Origin of the sequence: Marinovum sp. (genome assembly GCF_034669705.1) — a bacterium.
In the GTDB taxonomy this organism is placed as follows: Bacteria; Pseudomonadota; Alphaproteobacteria; order Rhodobacterales; family Rhodobacteraceae; genus Marinovum.
The window spans coordinates 51,252-69,612 of sequence record NZ_JAXMOR010000024.1 but is presented as its reverse complement, the minus strand read 5'-3'; the positions used below and the strand labels follow the sequence as shown (position 1 = coordinate 69,612).

Sequence of the window (18,361 nt, the reverse complement as noted above, 5' to 3'; positions counted from 1 at the left end):
AATACATCAACGGCTTCTACAATCCGCGCCGACGGCACTCAGCACTCGGCTGGAAAAGCCCCTTGGCCTTCGAGGCTCAGGCCGCGTAAATGAGAACCTGGAGCGGCACAATCCCGCGACAGGTCCAAAGTGTTGCGCAGAGATCTGCTTCGAGCCTAAACTGACCGCGAAGTGGACGCACGACCACGTCGCGAGGGGGATGCAGGTGGTGTAGGTCCCGAGTGCTCTGTAACCGGAGAACTGAATAGAATGGCGAAAAGGCCGGCTGCAATTGACTTTCCGTGCGTCGCAGCGCGGCACAGGTTTTCCGCAGCACCATTCGGTCGCTCACTCTGGATGAATGTCCCGCGGCGTGCATCCGACGTCGAGCACCACGGCCACCCAGTTCACCTCAGCCGATAATCCCTGTTCAGAAAGCCACGCTTCTTGAAGACGGTAAGCTGGTAGTTCCTGTGGAGCGGGGCAATACCAGTAATGCGGTGCTTGCCGATGATGCACAAGCTCGTGCAGCAGCACACTGACATGTTCAGCGTTGCGCGAGTCCCAAGGTCGCACCAACAGGATCTCGGACCGGTCCGGATCGTAGAGCCCCCGCAAGCGACCGCGCTGGAAGCTTGCCGTCGCACCCTGACGCGCCGCAGCCTGCCACTGACTGACGAAGTGAATGCGCGGGAGTCCCTGTCGACGCGGCCAGTCCGCCCGCGCATCGAGCCAGTCCTCGAGTGTAGATACAAGTGCGTGCACAGTGTCTGCTTGGCGCCACTCAGAGGAAAGTGCGAGGGTGGTATTCTCGGCGCGCGGCGGAGCGGGGAACAAAGCGACAATGGCCGTGGCGAGTGCCACAGCGAGGAGAGAGCGAGGCATTGGACACTCCGATGTCTGATTTTGAGATTTGGTATCCTGATGATACAATCGTCACGGCTCGGCACCGAATGATCGCTTTTCAGGCTCCCGAGAGCCCAATTCAGGCAGACAGATGGGACGCAAACTTCCCCCTTTCGCCGCCGTCCGCGCCTTCGAGGCGACCGCGCGGCACATGTCGGTCAAGTCCGCGGCAGATGAGCTGTGCCTGACGCCTTCCGCCGTCAGCCATCAGATCAAGGCACTGGAGGGCTTTCTCGACACGAAGCTGTTCGAACGCGCGGGAAACCGGATTGCGCTCACCCTTACTGGCGAGACCTATGCCGGCAAGCTGTCCCACCTGCTCGACGTCTTTCTCGAGGACACAGAGGCAGCGCGGGGGGCGCCGCGCATCCTGCGCGTCCTATCCACACCAGGTTTCGCTGCGCGTTGGCTGGTGCCTCGCTTGTCCAAGCTCGACTTCGCCCGCGACATCCGGCTGCGGGTCTCGAACGGGGCGCCCTCGCTTGACTTCGCGACGAACGACGCGGACGTCGTGATCCAGTGGTCCGATTGCCCCTCGCCTGGCCTGTTTGTGGAGCCGCTGATGGCCTCAGCGCGCTACCCCGTGATCTCGCCAACATTGCGCGAACGCGAGAACATCAGGCGCCCGGAGGACCTGCTGCGTCTTACCCTCTTCTACGACGAGACGGACGATGCGTGGCCCGAATGGTTTGCAGAGGCGGGCCTCGTCGGGGCACAGCTGCCGCCCGGGCCGACTTATCCCAATTGCGAACTCTCGACCACGATGGTCGAGCAGCATCAGGGCGTGTCGCTCGCCTACGACGCTGTGGTCCGCGGCACCATCGCTTCAGGCCGATTGCAGCGCCTCTTCGACGTGACCACGCTGCCCATGTCTATCTACGGGGTCGCCTGCCCCGACGCCCGCGCGGATGAAGCGCGGATCGCCGCATTCCGACACTGGCTGCGCGCGGAAGCCGAGGCCGAGGGTGTGGTGCCACAGCATCTGCCTCAAGCCGCAGAGTGACCCCGTCAGAAGCGATCATTCCGATGGTGCAGCGTCGACTTAGCTGTTGCAGCGAACAGCGGTAAGGTCCCGCATAGCGCACCAACACGGTTTGCGGACACCCCCTTCTTTTTCGGGCACCGCTCAAACCAAGCTGTGCATGCTATCAATTGGGTTTTGCCCGAGGGAACTCCTCAGAGACACCGTGGGGCTCGCCCGCAGGCTCACGATAAGAGCCTGGCCAACGGGGTTTACGCCGCCAGGCCGCCACGCACAGCTAAAGTTTCATCCAGATCAATTCCGCCGCGCCCAAAGGCCACGGCGGGTTTATAGTGGTTACAGTTACATTCTAAGCTGGTCGAATTGCAAACTGCTACTGGTCTTCACATTCAGTCACACGCAGGATCACCCCCCCTCACCCGCACTTGCTATGCCCGCAAGACGCGCAGGTCATGCACCCTTCCACCATCCGCATCTCGAACTGCCCACATGACGGACAGGCCTTGCCCCGGCTGCCACTCTCCAGCCCGACGACCTTGGCGGTGGGATCGGTCTTCAAACCCATCCCCTCGCCCTCGAGGAACCCGGTGGCAATCATGTGGCGCTCGATCACGCCGCCGATCGCCGCCAGGATCGACGGGATGTACTTGCCCTGCACCCAGGCGCCGCCGCGCGGATCGAACACCGCCTTGAGCTCTTCGACCACGAAGGACACATCGCCGCCGCGCCGGAACACCGCCGAGATCATCCGCGTCAGCGCCACCGTCCAGGCGAAATGCTCCATGTTCTTGGAATTGACGAAAACCTCGAAGGGCCGACGGTGGCCGCCCAGGACAATATCGTTGATCGTCAGATAAATGGCATGCTCGCTGTCGGGCCATTTCAGCTTGTAGGTCGACCCCTCCAACTCCTGCGGCCGGTCCAGAGGCTCGGACATATAGACCACCTCAGCGTCCTGCCCGCCCGCGCCCCGGACCTGCTCCGGGGCCTCCGCCGGCGCGGTGTCAGAGTTCTCCGACACCGACAGCACCGACCCTGTCACATCGTTCGGCCGATAGGTGGTGCAGCCTTTGCAACCGGTCTCATACGCCTGCATATAGACGTCCTTGAACGCCTCGAAATCGATGTCTTCGGGGCAGTTGATGGTCTTCGAAATCGATGAATCCACCCATTTCTGCGCCGCCGCCTGCATCTTCACATGCTCCGAGGGCGCCAGCGTCTGGGCGTTGACGAAATACTCCGGCAGCGCCACGTCGCCCTTCATCTCGCGCCACATCTGCACCGCGTAATCGACGACCTCTTCCTCGGTCCGCGTGCCATCCTTCTGCAGCACCTTGCGGGTGTAGCGATAGGCAAAGACCGGCTCGATCCCCGACGATACGTTGCCGGCATAGAGCGAGATCGTGCCCGTCGGGGCGATCGAGGTCAGCAGCGCATTGCGGATGCCGTGTTCGGCAATCGCGGCGCGCACGTCTTCGTCCATGGCGCGCATGGTGCCGCTGGCCAGGTATTTCTCGGCGTCGAACAGCGCGAAGGCTCCCTTCTCCTTGGCCAGCTCCACCGAGGCCAGATAGGCCGCCCGCGCGATCCGCTTCAGCCAGGCTTCCGTCTGCGCCGCCGCGTCGTCAGAGCCATAGCGCAGCCCCTTCATCAGCAGCGCATCCGCCAGCCCGGTCACGCCGAGGCCGATCCGCCGCTTGGCCGCGGCCTCCTGCGCCTGGGCTTCGAGCGGGAATTTCGAGACATCGACCACGTTGTCCATCATCCGCACCGCGGTGGCGACCAATCCGTCAAGCGCCTCCTCGTCGATCCGGGCGGCCTCGGTGAAGGGATCGGTAACCAGCCGCGCAAGGTTGATCGAGCCCAGCAGGCAGGCGCCATAGGGCGGCAGCGGCTGCTCGCCACAGGGGTTGGTGGCGGCGATCTGCTCGACATAGCTCAGGTTGTTGGCGGCGTTGATCCGGTCGATGAAGATCACCCCGGGCTCGGCATAATCATAGGTCGCCTTCATGATCCGGTTCCACAGATCACGCGCCTGGATGGTGTGATAGACCTTGCCGTCGAACTGCAGGTCCCAGGAGCCGTCGGCCTTGACCGCTTCCATGAAGGCATCGGTCACCAGCACCGACATGTTGAACATCCGCAGCCGCGCGGCATCCTGCTTGGCGCCGATGAATTCCTCGATATCCGGGTGGTCGCAGCGCATGGTGGCCATCATCGCGCCGCGGCGCGAGCCGGCCGACATGATGGTCCGGCACATCGCGTCCCAGACATCCATGAAGGACAGCGGGCCAGAGGCATCCGCCGCCACACCGGCCACGCCGGCGCCCTTGGGCCGGATGGTCGAGAAGTCATAGCCGATGCCGCCGCCCTGCTGCATGGTCAGCGCGGCCTCCTTCAACATGTCAAAGATGCCGCCCATGCTGTCTGGGATGGTGCCCATCACGAAACAGTTGAACAGGGTCACGGTCCGGGCGGTGCCGGCGCCGGCGGTGATCCGGCCGGCGGGCAGGTACTTGAAATCCTCCAGCGCGGCATAGAACCGCTCTTCCCAGACCTCGGGGTCAGCCTCGGCGCGGGCAATATCGCGGGCGATGCGCCGCCAGGTGTCCTCGACCGAGAGATCGACCGGCGTGCCATCCGCCTCTTTAAAACGGTATTTCATATCCCAGATCTGTTCGGCGATCGGGGCGGCAAAGCGGGTCATGGGGCGATTCCCTTGTTTCTGGAAGGTGTCCAAGATACCGGCAACTAGAGCGCAGCACAACAACTTGAAGCCGACAGAGGCAGGCCTACAATAGATGGACCGCAGGGGGCGGGATTCGCATGACTGACCATATCAACCTGATCAAGCTTTGCGTCGGCACCGAAACGCCCGACGATCTGGCCCGGTTCCAGACCCAGCGGCGCAAGCAGCTGCCCGACAACCTGCCGCGCCATGTCACCCGGATGTGGCCGAAACGCGCCGAGGAACTGGTGGGCGGCGGCTCGCTCTACTGGGTGTTCAAGGGCGTCTGCCTCGCCCGCCAGCGGGTGCTGCGCCTCGACGAGGTCACCGGCCAGGACGGTATCACACGCTGCGGCATCGTGCTCGACCCCGAGATCATCCGCACCACGCCGATGCCGCGCCGCGCCTTTCAGGGCTGGCGCTACCTCAAACCCGAGGACGCCCCGGCCGACCTGTCGAAACGCGCGCAAAAAGAAGACCCCCTGCCCGCCAGCCTCAACGCCGCGCTGGCCGAGATCGGCGTGCTCTGAGCCTCCCCCGAAGTACTTCTGGCCGCAACTATTCCCGGGGGTCTTGGGGGCAGCGCCCCCCGCGCCTGCGTGGCGTGAACGCAAACAGACCTGCGCGGCAGAGCCGCCCCGTTTGAATAGTCCTAGCCGCCCAGCCCCAGCGTCTCGCGCAATGCCTCCAGCGCCGCCCGGTCGCCAGGTTCCAGCGCCGCGCCGCGGGCGCGGAACAGCGTCGCCTGCGACTTCAGCACCAGCCCGTCGGAGAGGATCTTCAGGTGGTTGGCGCGCAGCGTCTCGCCGGTCGAGGTGATGTCGGCAATCGCCTCGGCGGTCAAGTTCTTGACCGTGCCCTCGGTCGCGCCCTGGCTGTCGACCAGCTGGTAATCGGCCACGCCGGCCTCGCGCAGGAACTCGCGCACCAGTCGGTGATACTTGGTGGCGATCCGCAGCCGGAAGCCGTGGCGGGCACGAAACGCCGCCGCCGCCGCATCGAGATCGTCCAGCGTCTCGACATCGACCCAGCAGGCCGGCACCGCGATGATCAGGTCGGCATGGCCAAAGCCCAGTTCGGCCAGCGGTTCGACCTGCTGCTCCCAGATCGGCAGCTTGTCCTGCACCAGATCGGTGCCGGTGACGCCCAGATGGATCCGCCCCGCCGCCAGCTCGCGCGGGATCTCGCCCGCCGAGAGCAGCACCAGCTCGACCCCATCGGCGCCGGAGACCGCGCCGGAATATTCCCGCTCCGACCCGGTACGCTGCAGCGTCACGCCGCGCGCGCCGAACCAGTCGAAGGTCTTTTCCATCAGCCGCCCCTTGGACGGCACGCCCAGCTTGATCGTCATCACCGGCTCCCCGTGCGCAGCTGCAACACCAGTCCGGGGCGGATCACCCCGCCCACCGCCGGGATCGACCGGCCGCCACCCAGCGCCGCGGTCAGCGCGTCATAGCGTCCGCCAGTGGCCACCGGCGGCAGATCGGGCCGCGACTCGGCATAGAGGCCAAAGACGAAGCCGTCGTAATATTCCATCGAGGTGCGGCCATAGCTGCCCTCGAACTCCAGCCCGTCGACATCCACCCCGCGCTTGTTCAGCGCCTCGCAACGCGCCTTCAGCCGGTCGACCGCATGCGCCACCCAAGGCAGGTCGACGGCAATGTCGCGCAGCCGTTCGAGCGCATTAGGCAGGGTCTCGCGCACCGCCAGCAGCGCCTCGATCAGGTCGACCTGCGCCACCGACAGTTTCGGCGTCTCGGCGTCCTCGCGCAGTGCCGCGATCCGCGTGGCGATCTCGCGCTCGCTGCGCAGCCCGGTGTGCTGGCGGATCTTCGCCATCGGATCGGCCTGCGCCAGCAGCGCCTTGCGGCCGGCGGGCGCCGGGGCGCGGCCGGCGAAGCGCTCGAGCAGCGCCCGGAAGCGCCGCGGCCGCCAGATGTGGCGGCGCAGTGCGGCCTTGCGCGCTTCGGTGGTGTCGAGCCCCTCGACCGCCGCCTTCAGCAGGCCGATATCGCCGGTCGCCGCGCGCAGCGGCAGATCGCCCAGCGCGCCGGCGATGCGGGCAAAGACATCCGCCTCGGTCAGCGCCGGCTCGGAGCGGTCAAAGACCTCGTAGCCCACCTGCAGGTATTCGCTGTCGCGGTCAGGGTCGTCGTCCTGTCGGCGGAACACCGCGCCGGAATAGGTATAGCGCGCCGGCTCGGCAGCGCCATTCTGCATCGCGTCCATGTGCATTTGCACCACCGGCACGGTGAAGTCCGGCCGCAGCATCTGCTCGCCGCGCAGCGCGTCGGCGGTGACATAGGCGCGGCCGCGGATATCCTCGCCATAGAGGTCGAGCAGGGTTTCGGCCGGTTGCAGCACCGGGGTCTGCACCACCCGCGCACCAGAGGCCTCAAAGCCCGCGCGCAGCCGCTGGGCCTCGTCGATGATCGCGGCTCTGTCGGGCATCAGTCCTGCGCCCCGAGAATTTCACGCACCTTGGCGACCAGCTCGGACCGCGGCACCTCGAACTGCGAGGGGCGTTCCTTCCACTCCTCGAGCGTCGCGCTCTCGGCGATCTGCGCGCCGAGCACCAGGTCCTTGATCTGGATGACGCCGCGCGCGGCCTCGTCGCTGCCCTCGATCACCGCCACCGGGCTTTGCCGCTTGTCGGCGTATTTCAACTGGTTGCCAAAGTTCTTGGGGTTGCCAAGATAGACCTCGGCACGAATGCCGGCCTGACGCAGCTCGCCCACCATGGTCTGGTATTCCGGCATCCTTTCGCGGTCCATCACCGTTACCACCACCGGGCCACGCTCGGCGGTCCGGACCCGGCCCTTCTCGTGCAGCGCCGCCAGCAGCCGGTCGACCCCGATCGAGACGCCGGTCGCAGGCACCGCCTGCCCGGTGAAGCGCTTGACCAGATCGTCATAGCGCCCGCCGCCGGCCACCGAGCCGAACTGCCGCGGGCGGCCTTTCTCGTCGGTGATCTCGAAGGTCAGCTCGGCCTCGAAGACCGGGCCGGTGTAATAGCCGAGGCCACGCACCACCGAGGGGTCGATCTCGATCCGGTCGGGGCCATAGCCTTGTGCGGCCAGCAGCGCAGCGATCAGCTCCAGCTCTGCCACGCCCTCGGCCCCCACGGCGCTCTCGCCGATGGCGGCGCGCAGGTTGGCGAGTGTCGCCTCGGCATCGGCGCCCTTGGAGGTCAGAAAGGCAATCACCGGCTCGGCCTGCGTCTCGGAAAGCCCAACCCCGTCGATATAGGCGCCAGAGGCGTCCAGCCGGCCCTTGCCCAAGAGCTCGCGCACCCCGGCCTCGCCGACCTTGTCAAACTTGTCGATGGTGCGCAGCACCGCGGCCTGCTGGCCTTCGTCGGCCACGCCCATCGCCTCAAGCACCCCGTTCAGCACCTTGCGATTGTTGACCCGCACCACGTAATCACCGCGGGCAATCCCCACCGCTTCCAGCGTATCCGACAGCATGGCGCAGATCTCGGCATCCGCCGCCACCGAAGGCGCGCCGACGGTATCGGCATCGCATTGATAGAACTGCCGGAACCGCCCCGGACCGGGCTTTTCGTTGCGCCAGACCGGGCCCATGGCATAGCGCCGGTAAGGCGTCGGCAGGTCATTGCGATACTGCGCATAGACCCGCGCCAAAGGCGCTGTCAGGTCATACCGCAGCGCCAGCCAGCTCTCGTCCTCCTCCTGCCAGGCAAAGACCCCCTCGTTCGGGCGGTCGACATCGGGCAGGAACTTGCCCAGCGCCTCGACCGTCTCGACCGCCGAAGATTCCAGCGCATCGAAGCCATAGCGATGATAGACCCCGGCGATGGTCTGGAGCATCTCGGCCCGCTCGGTGACCTCATGCCCGAAGTAATCGCGAAATCCCTTGGGGGTGATCGCCTTGGGGCGGGGCTGTTTCTTCTGCTTGGCCATGACAGGCTCCGGGTTCTCTTCTCGCGCGTCCGTGTAGCCGGAAGGCCGCCAAGGGGCAAGCGCCCCGCCCCCGCATTTCAGCGCGACACCGCCCGCCAATGCGCTATAACGCCGGTCATGACCGATCCCCTGCTCAGCGTCGAAGAACGCCTCGCCCACCTGATCCGCATGATGGATGACATGTCAGACGTGATCGCCCGCCAGGACGGCGAGATCACCCGTCTGCGCCAGCAGGTCGACCGGCTGATGCACCGCGAGGCCGAGCGCCAGTCGGAACAGCCCGGCGGCGTGGTGATCGGCGACGAGCGGCCGCCGCATTACTAGGCCTCAGCCGCCGCTCTTGACGTCGGTCTCGACCAGCGTGCCACCATGCAGCAGCATCTCGAGCCAGCGCGCGTTGTCGCCGAACTGCTCGTAGGCGCTGACAAAGACGGTGTCCTTCTCGAGCTTGCCGACCCGGTCGCCGCAGGGCGCGCCCCGGGCGACGCGGCAGACCCGCGACTTGATCTGCTCATAGGCGCTGTCGGTGGCGGAATAGGGATGCACCTCGGCCGGCAGACCATAGCGCAGCATCTCGTGCATCTCGGGCGCGCCGAACATCGCCACCGCGGCGGTGAAGGTCCGGGCGCAGCCATCGTCGAAGCCGGTGACATAAAACGGATGCGGCGCGGTCTTGCCCGGCGCGCTGTCATAGAGCCTGTAGGCGGCACGACGCTCGGGGAAGGCGGCGATCTCCGCACCGCGCTTGTCGCGCGGCAGGTCGCAGACCGGCTTGACCAGCCCGAAGGACAGCAGCGTGCCGGCGGGCACCGAAGGCGGCGCCTTGGCACTGCCGCCACCGCCCAGCATGCGGCCGAGCAGCCCCGGCCGCGCCACCGGCTCCTCGGCGCGCGAGGGGTCGGCCATCACCGCCACCGGCGTCTCATCGGCCAGATCGAGCTCTGACAGCCGGCCGACGCCGGAGAGCGGATCACCGCACCCGGCAAGCCAGACCAGGACGGCACCGGCGACCAGCGCCCGGAGAGTGACAGCGTTTCCCATCCCGCGGGCTTATCCCAGAGCGCGCCTCGCCGTCCAGTCTCGGCAGGATTGCAACGGCCGGTTCCTGCTCACAGCCGGCGCATTCCCAGGCCGGGACAACTCTGGTATAGGTCGGTCAACAATATAAGAACACGAGGCAGGATCAGGCATGAAAGCGGGCTATCGCGGCACGTTTGTCATCTCCTGGTCGCAGACGGATATAGACGGCTTCGCCGCGGCATCGCTCTCCTCTCTGAGGGTCGGTGCCGGCTGGAGCTGGCAGGGCGAGGCGCTGTGCGTCGACGGCCCGAGCGATGTCCTGCGGCTTGACGGAGCAGACGGCGACGAGGCGCTGCGCAGACGCGCGGCGCACAAGGTGCGCAAACTGGTGGGGGCGGCGCTGACCGGGCAGCGGTCCGTGCGCCCCGTCGACACGGCAAGCGCCGACACCAGCTTCATCGTCACCGACGGCGTAAAGAGCTACCCGATCACCATGATCCCGGCCGGCCGCGAGCGTCTGCTGATGTTCGTGGGCGAAATGCCGCCGCGCAAAGTCTCGCTCTGGGTGGTCCATCTCGACGTGGCGCAGCATCTGCGCGCCGAGGCCGACGATCCCGGCGTGATCTGCTTTACCCCCGGCACGCTGATCGACACCCCCGACGGCCCCCGCCCGGTCGAGGATCTGCGCGACGGCTGCAAGGTGCTGACCCGCGACAACGGCCCGCAAGAGGTTCTCTGGACCGGTGCCCGGCGAATGTCGGGCGCGCGGCTGCATGCCATGCCGACCCTGCGTCCGGTGCGGATCTTTGCCGGCGCCTTCGGCCGCGACAAGCCCGAGACCAGCTTTCTGGTGTCGCCGCAGCACCGGATGCTGCTGCGCGGCGCCGAGATCGAGGCGCTGTTCAATACGCCCGAGGTCCTCGTGGCCGCCCGCGACCTGGCCGGCACGCCCTGCGCCCAGACCGATTACACCCTGCGCGAGGTCACCTATGTGCACCTGCTGCTGCCGCGCCACGAGATCCTCTGGGCCAACGGACTGGAAACCGAGAGCTTCCACCCCGCCAGCGCCCAGCTTTCGACGCTGGATGCGCACGACCGCGCCCGGCTGATCACCGGCATGCCGGAGGTGGAGCACGATCCGCTGGCCTATGGCGCCTATGCCCGGCGCAACCTGACGGCGAGCGAATACGCGGTTCTCAGGCACCACGCCGCGTGATCCGAGACCGGTCCGTCGCGGCGGCCGTTTTGTCGGGCTGACGGATGTGATGTTATTACATTACGCACCGCCAACCGACCCATTGCCAGACCCTACCCATGCCCCGGACCGATCCCGACAATTCAGGCAAGACCTCCCTGCGCCGCAAACGTCGCCCCGGTGACCCGATGCGCACCTATGACAGCCTGCCGCGCGAGCTTCGGCTCTGGCTGGCGGCGGCGGTGCTGCCATGGGGCGCGCAGTCGGTGCGCCGCGCCTATGACCGGGCGCTGGCCCGCACCGGCACGACCCAATCGGCGCTGCGCGAGCTTGACGCGCTGCAGCAGCGGCTTGTCGACAAGGATGCACGGCAGGTCTGGGAACAGGGTCACCCCGGTCTGCCGCCAGCACGCGGACCCAAGCGCAGATAGACAAACGCCCGCATGACGGATCGATGCGGGCGTCTCGGCGGGCTCAGTTGCTGCGGGTGTCGAGCAGCCGGCGCGCGATCACCTGCGCCTGGATCTCCGCCGCGCCCTCGAAGATGTTGAGGATCCGCGCATCACAGAGGATGCGCGAGATGGTGTATTCCAGCGCGAAGCCGTTGCCACCGTGGATCTGCAGGCCGTTGTCTGCCGCCGCCCAGGCGACCCTCGCGCCCAGCAGTTTCGCCATCCCGGCCTCGAGATCACAGCGCCGGCCTGCATCCTTTTCACGCGCCGAGAAATAGGTCAGCTGCCGCGACACCATGATCTCGACCGCCATCATCGCCAGTTTGCCGGCAACGCGGGGAAAGGCGATCAGCGGTTTGCCGAACTGCTTGCGGTCGAGCGCATATTGCATCGAAACATCAAGCGCCGACTGCGCCACGCCGATGGCGCGCGCGGCGGTCTGGATGCGGGCGCTCTCGAAGGTCTCCATCAGCTGCTTGAAGCCCTTGCCCTCTTCGCCTCCGAGCAGGTTCTCGCCCTTGACGTGGAAGTTGTCGAAACCGAGCTCGTATTCCTTCATCCCGCGGTAGCCCAGCACCTCGATCTCGCCGCCGGTCATCCCCTCGGTCGGGAAGGGATCGGCATCGTCGCCCGGCGTCTTCTCCGCCAGGAACATGCTGAGGCCCTTGTAATCGCTGGTCTCCGGATCGGTGCGCGCCAGCAGCGTCATCACATGGGTGCGGGCGGCATGGGTGATCCAGGTCTTGTTGCCGGTGACCTTGTAATCGCCGCTCCCGTCCTTGACCGCGCGGGTGCGCAGGCTGCCGAGGTCGGAGCCGGTGTTGGGCTCGGTAAAGACCGCGGTGGGCAGCTTCTCGCCAGAGGCCAGCGCCGGGAGCCACTGTTCTTTCTGCGCCTGAGTGCCGCCGGCGAGGATCAGCTCGGCGGCGATCTCGGAGCGGGTGCCGAGGGAGCCGACGCCGATATAGCCGCGCGACAGCTCTTCCGACACCACGCACATCGACGCCTTGGACAGGCCGAACCCGCCGAATTCCTCGGGGATGGTGAGGCCGAAGACGCCCATCTCGGCCAGTTCCTCGATGATCTCCATCGGGATCAGCTGATCCTTGAGGTGCCACTCATGGGCAAAGGGTTCGACCTTATCCACCGCGTAGCGGCGGAACTGCTCGCGGATCATCTCGAGCTCGTCATCGAGACCGGAGATGCCGAACATCGTCGCCCCATGCTGCGCCTGCATGAGTTCAACCAGCCGGACCCGGGCGGCGGTGGTATTGGCGCGGGTCAGCAGGGTCTCGATCTCGGGGGTGTCGAGCACCCCGAGCTCCGACGGCTCGACCCCGAAGTCGCGCGGCCGCACGATCTCGCCCTGGTTCATCGGTATGCCGCCGCGAATCTGAGCAAGGTACTCGCCAAAGGCGATCTGGTGGAGCAGTGCCTCGAGCTCGCCGAACTTGCCCTCGGTGGTCATCCGCTCGGCCCAGCCCTGCATTTGCCTGAGCGATTCCAGGTAGGTGGCGAGCCAGGCCAGACCATGCGCCGCATCCTGGTTGGCCTCGACCAGCCTGGCCGACACCCGGCCTTCGGACACCACAAGGTCGCGCAGATGGGCGCGGGATGTGTCAAAGATCGCCTCGACCGGGGCAATCGCCGCGCCGGTGAGGGTAAGAAGATCGGGCAGCTGCACTGTTGCCTCCACGGTCACGTCCTGTCCGTCATGCGCCATGCGTCATCATCCTTCTGCTATCCTGCACGTGCATAATACCTTCGCAGTTGCAGCGCAACAAAAATACGTTTGGAAGATCAATGGTTGCCTAAAATTACCCAGTCACTTTCGGCATGCGGCGCAAGAGCAGGCATGCTAGGCGCTGAGCATGGAAATGGCCGCTGTCCAATTTACCCTTCCGATCCTCCTCGCCAGCGGCATGGTCGCGCTTTTGGCCGGGGTGATCAAAGGCATGGTGGGCTTTGCCATGCCGATGGTCATGATCTCGCTCCTGGGCATCTTCCTGCCGCCGGACCTGGCGCTGGCCGGGCTGATGCTGCCGACGCTGATTTCCAATGGCGCGCAGGCGTTGCGCGACGGGCCGGGGCCGGCGCTGGCGGCGACGCGGCAGTTTCGGGTCTACCTGATTGCCGGCGCGGTGATGCTGATGGTCTCGGCGCAGCTCTATGCCTTTCTGCCGGTCTGGGTGCTGCTTCTGGCGATCGGTCTGCCGATGGTGCTGTTCAGCCTGATCCAGTTGCTGGGCCTGCGCCTGCAGCTCAGCCGACAATCGCTCGCCGCGGAGATTTCCCTTGGCGGGGTCTCCGGTTTCATCGGCGGGCTGTCGGGCGTCTGGGGGCCGCCGCTGGTGGCCTATCTGACCGCGCTGCATACCGAGAAGCGGCTGCAGATGCGCACCCAGGGCGTGGCTTTCGGGCTGGGCGCGCTGCTGCTTCTGGTGGCACATTCCGGCAGCGGCGTGATCCGCGGCGAGACGCTGCTGTTCTCGGCCGGGCTTTGCGTGCCGGCCTTGCTGGGGATGTGGCTGGGCGGGCTGGTGTCGGACCGGATCGAGCAGGAGACCTTTCGCCGGGCGACCCTGATGGTGCTGCTGGTGGCCGGGCTGAACCTGATCCGGCGGGCGTATTTCGCATAAGGATTGGTGCGGTGGGTTGTAAACCCACCCTACGCCGGTCGCGCCATGGCGCGGGGCGTCACACTTCCTCCACCGCCATCACTCCCGGCAGGCTCTTCAATGCGCCCTTGATCTCGGGGTTGACCGGGTATTCCGCGCCGGTGTCGATCTCGACCTCGCCGGGCAGGGCCGGGTCCATCAGGTAGAGCAGGATCGGCCCGCGGGCCGCCTTTTGCACCTTGCCCGCCGCCTCCGACAGGATCGTGGCCACCGAGGGGATCGCGCCGGGCTCCTCGACAAACACCTTGAGCCCGATCGAGCCCGCATCGGCCACCGCCGCGTCGATCGGCGTCACCGAGCGGCCCAGCAGCTTGAGCTGGTCGCTCTCCATCGTCGCCTCGACGGTCACCACCACCTTGGCGCCGGTCTCGAGAAACTCGCGGCTCTTTTCCAGCGTCTCGGAAAACAGCGTCACCTCAAAGGCGCCGGTGGTGTCCGAGAGCTGACAGAAGGCAAAGCGGTTGCCGCGCGCCGATTTCCGCTCCTGCCGCCCGGCGACCACCCCGGCCAGCTTGGCCAGGCAGGGCGAACGCTCGGCCTTGGCCATGACCTCGTCGAGGGTCATCACGTCCTTGCGCTTGAGCGCCGCCATGTAATCGTCGAGCGGGTGGCCCGACAGATAGAAGCCCACAGCCTTGAACTCCTCGGCCAGACGTTCAGCCGGCAGCCAGTCGTTGACCGGTGCCAGCCGCGGCTCCGGCAGATCGTCGCCCGCCTCGCCGAACAGCGACACCTGATTGGAGTTCTTCTGCTCATGCACCGCCGCCGAGTAGTTCACCAGCGCATCGAGCGAGTCGAAAACCCGCCGGCGGTTGGGATCGAGCTGGTCGAAGGCGCCGGCGCGCGCCAGCATCTCCAGTGGCCGCTTGCCGACGCGCTTCAGATCGACCCGCCGGGCAAGATCGTACAGTGTGGCGAAGGGTTTCCCGTCCCGCCCCTCGACCACCAGTTTCATCGCCTCGAGACCGACGTTCTTCAGCGCGCCCAGCGCGTAGACCAGCGCACCGTCGACCACATCGAAACTGGCCAGCGAGCGGTTCACGCAGGGCGGCACCCAGGGCAGGCCCAGCCCCTTGCGGACCTCCTCGAAATAGGTGGCGAGCTTGTCGGTCAGGTGGATATCGCAGTTCATCACCCCGGCCATGAACTCGACCGGGTGGTTCGCCTTGAGCCAGGCGGTCTGGTACGACACCACCGCATAGGCCGCCGCATGCGACTTGTTGAAGCCGTAGTTGGCGAATTTCTCCAGCAGGTCGAAGACCTCGGTGGCCTTCTTCTTCTCGACACCGTTCTCGGCCGCGCCCTTTTCGAACTTCGGCCGTTCGGCGTCCATCGCCTCCTTGATCTTCTTGCCCATCGCACGGCGCAAGAGGTCCGCACCGCCGAGCGAATAGCCCGCCATCACCTGGGCGATCTGCATCACCTGTTCCTGATAGACGATGATGCCCTGCGTCTCTTCGAGGATATGGTCGATCAGCGGGTGGACCGAGGTGATCTCCTTGAGGCCGTTCTTGACCTCGCAATAGACCGGGATGTTCTCCATCGGGCCGGGCCGGTAGAGCGCCACGAGAGCGACGATATCCTCGATACAGGTCGGTTTCATGCGCTTGAGCGCATCCATCATGCCCGAGCTTTCCACCTGAAACACGGCGACGGTCTTGGCGGCGGCATAGAGCTTGTAGGTCGCCTCATCGTCCAGCGGAATGGCGTTGATCTGGTTCTCGGCCCCCTCGGCCGGCGCATAGAGCTCGACGCCTTCGGCCGAGACATGCAGCGGCCGGCCGGACTTGAACACCAGATCCATGGCGTTCTGGATCACCGTCAGGGTCTTGAGCCCGAGGAAGTCGAACTTCACCAGCCCGGCCTGTTCGACCCATTTCATGTTGAATTGCGTCGCCGGCATGTCCGAGCGCGGATCCTGATAGAGCGGCACCAGCGCATCCAGCGGCCGGTCGCCGATCACCACCCCGGCGGCGTGGGTCGAGGCGTTCCGGAGCAGCCCTTCCACCTGCTGGCCGTAGGTCAGCAGCCGGTCGACCACCTCCTCGTTGCGGGCCTCCTCGCGCAGCCGCGGCTCGTCTTGCAGCGCCTTCTCGATCGAGACCGGCTTGACCCCTTCGACCGGGATCATCTTCGACAGCCGGTCGACCTGCATGTAGGGCATCTGCAGCACCCGGCCGATGTCGCGCACCGCCGCCTTCGACAGCAGCGCGCCGAAGGTGATGATCTGGCCCACCTTGTCGCGCCCGTATTTCTCCTGCACGTAACGGATCACCTCTTCGCGGCGATCCATGCAGAAGTCGATGTCGAAGTCGGGCATGCTCACCCGCTCGGGGTTGAGGAACCGCTCGAACAGCAGCGAATAGCGCAGCGGGTCAAGGTCGGTGATGGTCAGCGCATAGGCGACGAGCGACCCGGCACCAGAGCCGCGCCCGGGCCCCACCGGAATGTCATTGTCCTTGGCCCACTGGATGAAGTCGGCAACGATCAGGAAGTAGCCGGGAAAGCCCATGCCCTCGATGATGCCAAGCTCGAAATCCAGCCGTTTCTGGTAGTCCTCGACGCTCACCGCATGGGGGATCACCGCCAGCCGTTTCTGCAGCCCCTCATTGGCGATCCGGCGCAGCTCGGCCACCTCGTCATCGGCAAACTTCGGCAGGATCGGGTCGCGGCGATAGGTGCCGAAGGCACAGCGCCGGGCGATCTCGACGGTGTTCTCCAGCGCCTCCGGCAGATCGGCAAACAGCGTCGCCATCTCCTGCGGGCTCTTGAAGTAATGCTCGCGCGTCAGCCGCCGCCGGGCGTCCTGCTGGTCGACATAAGCGCCCTCCGAGATGCAGATCAGCGCGTCATGCGCCTCATACATCTCGGGTTTCGGGAAATAGACGTCGTTGGTGGCCACCAGCGGCAGGTCCATCGCATAGGCCATCTCGACGAAGCCGCGCTCCGACCGCGCCTCGGCCTCGGGCAGGCCACCCTCGCCGGGATGGCGCTGCAGCTCGACATAAAGCCGGTCGCCGTAAATGCTCTTGAGCCGCTCCATCAGCGCCTCGGCCGCCGGCCGCTGGCCGCGCCGCAACAGCCGCCCAACCGGCCCGTCAGGCCCGCCGCTGAGGCAGATCAGCCCCTCCGAATGGGCCTCAAGCTCCTGCAGGGTCACCTGCGGCAGTTGCCCGCCCTTGTCGACGTAAAGGCAGGTGTTGAGCTTCATCAGGTGCTCATAGCCGCGCTCGTTCTGCGCCAGCAGCACCACGGCGGCCGGGTCGACCGGCTTGTCGCCGGGGTTCAAATCGACATAGGCCACGTCGATCTGCAGCCCCATGATCGGCTGCACGCCGGCACCTTGCGCGCCGACGGAAAACTCCAGCGCGCAGAACAGGTTGTTGCTGTCGGTCACGGCGACGGCGGGCATGCCCATATCGGCACAGAGGCCCGGCAGCTTCTTCAGCCGCATGGCGCCTTCCAGCAGGGAATATTCGGTATGGGTGCGAAGGTGAATGAATCGGGGGGAGCTGCTCATTGCGCCACAATATGTGGACACCGCCGGCAATTGAAGTAGCTTCCTTGTCATGTCCGATCTCGATGCCCTGCCCGGTTTTCTCGAAACCCTCGACGCCGAGATGCGCGCGGCCGGCGACTGGGGGCGAGTGGCGGGCTATATCCCGGAACTGGCCCGCATCGACCCGGCGCAATTCGCCATCTCGGTGGCACTGGCCGACGGCCGGCTGATGCACGCCGGGCAATACCGGCAGCGGTTCTCGATCCAGTCGATCTCAAAGGTCTTCTCGCTGGCCTGCGTGCTCGCCCGCTTCGGCGAGAGCATCTGGCACCGGGTCGGCCGAGAGCCCTCCGGCGACCGCTTCGATTCCATCCTGCTGCTCGAGCAGGAGCAGGGCCGCCCGCGCAACCCCTTCATCAACGCCGGCGCCCTTGTCACCACCGACGAGCTGCTCGCCGGGCGCGCCCCGCGCGAGGCGCTGTCGGAAATCATCGGCTTTGTCCGGACCAGCGCCGGCGACGATGACATTCACTTCGACGCCGAGACCGCCGCCTCCGAGACCGAGACCGGCCATCGCAACCGGGCGCTGGCGCATTACCTGCTGAGCTACGACAACCTGCGCAACCCGGCCGAACTGGTGCTCGGCACCTATTTCCACCAATGCGCCATCGAGATGACCACCGATCAGCTCGCGCTGGCCGGCCGCGGCATCGCCGGTCTGCCGCAGGCGCCGCTCAAGCTCTCGGAGGTCAAGCGCCGCCGGATCGCCGCCCTGATGCTGACCTGCGGGCACTACGACGGTTCCGGCGATTTCGCCTTTCGCACCGGGCTGCCCGGGAAGTCCGGCGTCGGCGGCGGCATCCTCTTGGCGGTGCCCGGCCGCGCCTCGGTGGCGATCTGGTCGCCGGGGCTCAACGCCTGGGGCAATTCGCAGGCCGGCACCGAGGCGGCGGAACGGCTGGCGCGCTTCACCGGCTGGTCGGTTTTCGGCTGAGCGGC

15 protein-coding genes are annotated in these 18,361 nt (G+C 66.3%); 7 read left to right on the top strand and 8 right to left on the bottom strand.

The window, feature by feature from the left end; genetic code table 11:
• Positions 1-327: 327 nt before the first annotated feature.
• Positions 328-864 (bottom strand): DUF6647 family protein, encoded by a 537-nt coding sequence (locus tag VOI27_RS16205; protein ID WP_323766407.1) that lies wholly within the window; start codon positions 862-864, stop codon positions 328-330.
• 112 nt (positions 865-976) lie between these two features.
• Here VOI27_RS16205 and VOI27_RS16200 point away from each other — a divergent pair, with 112 nt between their 5' ends.
• Positions 977-1,888 (top strand): LysR substrate-binding domain-containing protein, encoded by a 912-nt coding sequence (locus VOI27_RS16200; RefSeq protein ID WP_323766406.1) that lies wholly within the window; start codon positions 977-979, stop codon positions 1,886-1,888.
• 394 nt (positions 1,889-2,282) lie between these two features.
• Here VOI27_RS16200 and VOI27_RS16195 read toward each other — a convergent pair whose 3' ends face one another.
• The gene (locus VOI27_RS16195) at positions 2,283-4,574 is read right to left on the bottom strand and encodes an adenosylcobalamin-dependent ribonucleoside-diphosphate reductase (protein WP_323766405.1); all 2,292 of its coding nucleotides are present in this window, start codon (positions 4,572-4,574) and stop codon (positions 2,283-2,285) included.
• A gap of 119 nt (positions 4,575-4,693) precedes the next feature.
• Between VOI27_RS16195 and VOI27_RS16190 the strand changes: the two genes are divergently transcribed.
• Positions 4,694-5,125: a DUF1489 domain-containing protein gene (locus tag VOI27_RS16190; protein ID WP_323766404.1), complete on the top strand. Its 432-nt coding sequence runs from the start codon at positions 4,694-4,696 to the stop codon at positions 5,123-5,125.
• Positions 5,126-5,247: 122 nt separating this feature from the next.
• Here VOI27_RS16190 and hisG read toward each other — a convergent pair whose 3' ends face one another.
• The 3 genes from hisG to hisS are packed head-to-tail and all read right to left on the bottom strand — an operon-like array spanning position 5,248 to position 8,518.
• Positions 5,248-5,946, bottom strand: a complete 699-nt coding sequence (hisG, locus tag VOI27_RS16185) for an ATP phosphoribosyltransferase (RefSeq protein ID WP_323766403.1) — start codon at positions 5,944-5,946, stop codon at positions 5,248-5,250.
• On the bottom strand, positions 5,946-7,046 hold the full coding sequence (locus VOI27_RS16180; RefSeq protein ID WP_323766402.1) for an ATP phosphoribosyltransferase regulatory subunit: 1,101 nt from the start codon (positions 7,044-7,046) through the stop codon (positions 5,946-5,948). Before VOI27_RS16180 ends, hisG begins: the two co-directional genes overlap by 1 nt.
• Positions 7,046-8,518: a histidine--tRNA ligase gene (gene hisS / locus VOI27_RS16175; protein WP_323766401.1), complete on the bottom strand. Its 1,473-nt coding sequence runs from the start codon at positions 8,516-8,518 to the stop codon at positions 7,046-7,048. The genes VOI27_RS16180 and hisS overlap by 1 nt, the downstream gene beginning before the upstream one ends.
• 117 nt (positions 8,519-8,635) lie before the next feature.
• Between hisS and VOI27_RS16170 the strand changes: the two genes are divergently transcribed.
• The gene (locus tag VOI27_RS16170) at positions 8,636-8,842 is read left to right on the top strand and encodes a SlyX family protein (protein WP_323766400.1); all 207 of its coding nucleotides are present in this window, start codon (positions 8,636-8,638) and stop codon (positions 8,840-8,842) included.
• Positions 8,843-8,845: 3 nt separating this feature from the next.
• On the opposite strand, the gene VOI27_RS16165 is transcribed toward VOI27_RS16170, so the two are convergent.
• Positions 8,846-9,559, bottom strand: a complete 714-nt coding sequence (locus tag VOI27_RS16165) for a hypothetical protein (RefSeq protein ID WP_323766399.1) — start codon at positions 9,557-9,559, stop codon at positions 8,846-8,848.
• A gap of 148 nt (positions 9,560-9,707) precedes the next feature.
• On the opposite strand from VOI27_RS16165, the gene VOI27_RS16160 reads away from it, so the two are divergent.
• Both VOI27_RS16160 and VOI27_RS16155 read left to right on the top strand, forming a co-directional pair.
• Complete coding sequence (locus VOI27_RS16160) at positions 9,708-10,754, top strand: Hint domain-containing protein (protein ID WP_323766398.1); 1,047 nt, start codon at positions 9,708-9,710, stop codon at positions 10,752-10,754.
• A 98-nt stretch (positions 10,755-10,852) separates the two neighbouring features.
• Complete coding sequence (locus VOI27_RS16155; RefSeq protein ID WP_323766397.1) at positions 10,853-11,164, top strand: DUF6525 family protein; 312 nt, start codon at positions 10,853-10,855, stop codon at positions 11,162-11,164.
• A gap of 43 nt (positions 11,165-11,207) precedes the next feature.
• Here the strand turns inward: VOI27_RS16155 and VOI27_RS16150 are convergent, their stop codons facing one another.
• On the bottom strand, positions 11,208-12,908 hold the full coding sequence (locus tag VOI27_RS16150) for an acyl-CoA dehydrogenase family protein (RefSeq protein WP_323766396.1): 1,701 nt from the start codon (positions 12,906-12,908) through the stop codon (positions 11,208-11,210).
• Between the two features lie 148 nt (positions 12,909-13,056).
• On the opposite strand from VOI27_RS16150, the gene VOI27_RS16145 reads away from it, so the two are divergent.
• Positions 13,057-13,824, top strand: a complete 768-nt coding sequence (locus VOI27_RS16145) for a sulfite exporter TauE/SafE family protein (RefSeq protein WP_416374684.1) — start codon at positions 13,057-13,059, stop codon at positions 13,822-13,824.
• Between the two features lie 58 nt (positions 13,825-13,882).
• Here the strand turns inward: VOI27_RS16145 and dnaE are convergent, their stop codons facing one another.
• The gene (gene dnaE, locus VOI27_RS16140; RefSeq protein WP_323766394.1) at positions 13,883-17,383 is read right to left on the bottom strand and encodes a DNA polymerase III subunit alpha; all 3,501 of its coding nucleotides are present in this window, start codon (positions 17,381-17,383) and stop codon (positions 13,883-13,885) included.
• 49 nt (positions 17,384-17,432) lie between these two features.
• Here dnaE and VOI27_RS16135 point away from each other — a divergent pair, with 49 nt between their 5' ends.
• The gene (locus tag VOI27_RS16135; protein WP_323766393.1) at positions 17,433-18,356 is read left to right on the top strand and encodes a glutaminase; all 924 of its coding nucleotides are present in this window, start codon (positions 17,433-17,435) and stop codon (positions 18,354-18,356) included.
• Positions 18,357-18,361: the final 5 nt, after the last annotated feature.

Coding starts and splice junctions, on each gene's coding strand:
- VOI27_RS16205 (WP_323766407.1), bottom strand. CDS start 864: ATGCCTCGCTCTCTCCTCGCTGTGGCACTCGCCACGGCCATTGTCGCT.
- VOI27_RS16200 (WP_323766406.1), top strand. CDS start 977: ATGGGACGCAAACTTCCCCCTTTCGCCGCCGTCCGCGCCTTCGAGGCG.
- VOI27_RS16195 (WP_323766405.1), bottom strand. CDS start 4,574: ATGACCCGCTTTGCCGCCCCGATCGCCGAACAGATCTGGGATATGAAA.
- VOI27_RS16190 (WP_323766404.1), top strand. CDS start 4,694: ATGACTGACCATATCAACCTGATCAAGCTTTGCGTCGGCACCGAAACG.
- hisG (WP_323766403.1), bottom strand. CDS start 5,946: ATGACGATCAAGCTGGGCGTGCCGTCCAAGGGGCGGCTGATGGAAAAG.
- VOI27_RS16180 (WP_323766402.1), bottom strand. CDS start 7,046: ATGCCCGACAGAGCCGCGATCATCGACGAGGCCCAGCGGCTGCGCGCG.
- hisS (WP_323766401.1), bottom strand. CDS start 8,518: ATGGCCAAGCAGAAGAAACAGCCCCGCCCCAAGGCGATCACCCCCAAG.
- VOI27_RS16170 (WP_323766400.1), top strand. CDS start 8,636: ATGACCGATCCCCTGCTCAGCGTCGAAGAACGCCTCGCCCACCTGATC.
- VOI27_RS16165 (WP_323766399.1), bottom strand. CDS start 9,559: ATGGGAAACGCTGTCACTCTCCGGGCGCTGGTCGCCGGTGCCGTCCTG.
- VOI27_RS16160 (WP_323766398.1), top strand. CDS start 9,708: ATGAAAGCGGGCTATCGCGGCACGTTTGTCATCTCCTGGTCGCAGACG.
- VOI27_RS16155 (WP_323766397.1), top strand. CDS start 10,853: ATGCCCCGGACCGATCCCGACAATTCAGGCAAGACCTCCCTGCGCCGC.
- VOI27_RS16150 (WP_323766396.1), bottom strand. CDS start 12,908: ATGGCGCATGACGGACAGGACGTGACCGTGGAGGCAACAGTGCAGCTG.
- VOI27_RS16145 (WP_416374684.1), top strand. CDS start 13,057: ATGGAAATGGCCGCTGTCCAATTTACCCTTCCGATCCTCCTCGCCAGC.
- dnaE (WP_323766394.1), bottom strand. CDS start 17,383: ATGAGCAGCTCCCCCCGATTCATTCACCTTCGCACCCATACCGAATAT.
- VOI27_RS16135 (WP_323766393.1), top strand. CDS start 17,433: ATGTCCGATCTCGATGCCCTGCCCGGTTTTCTCGAAACCCTCGACGCC.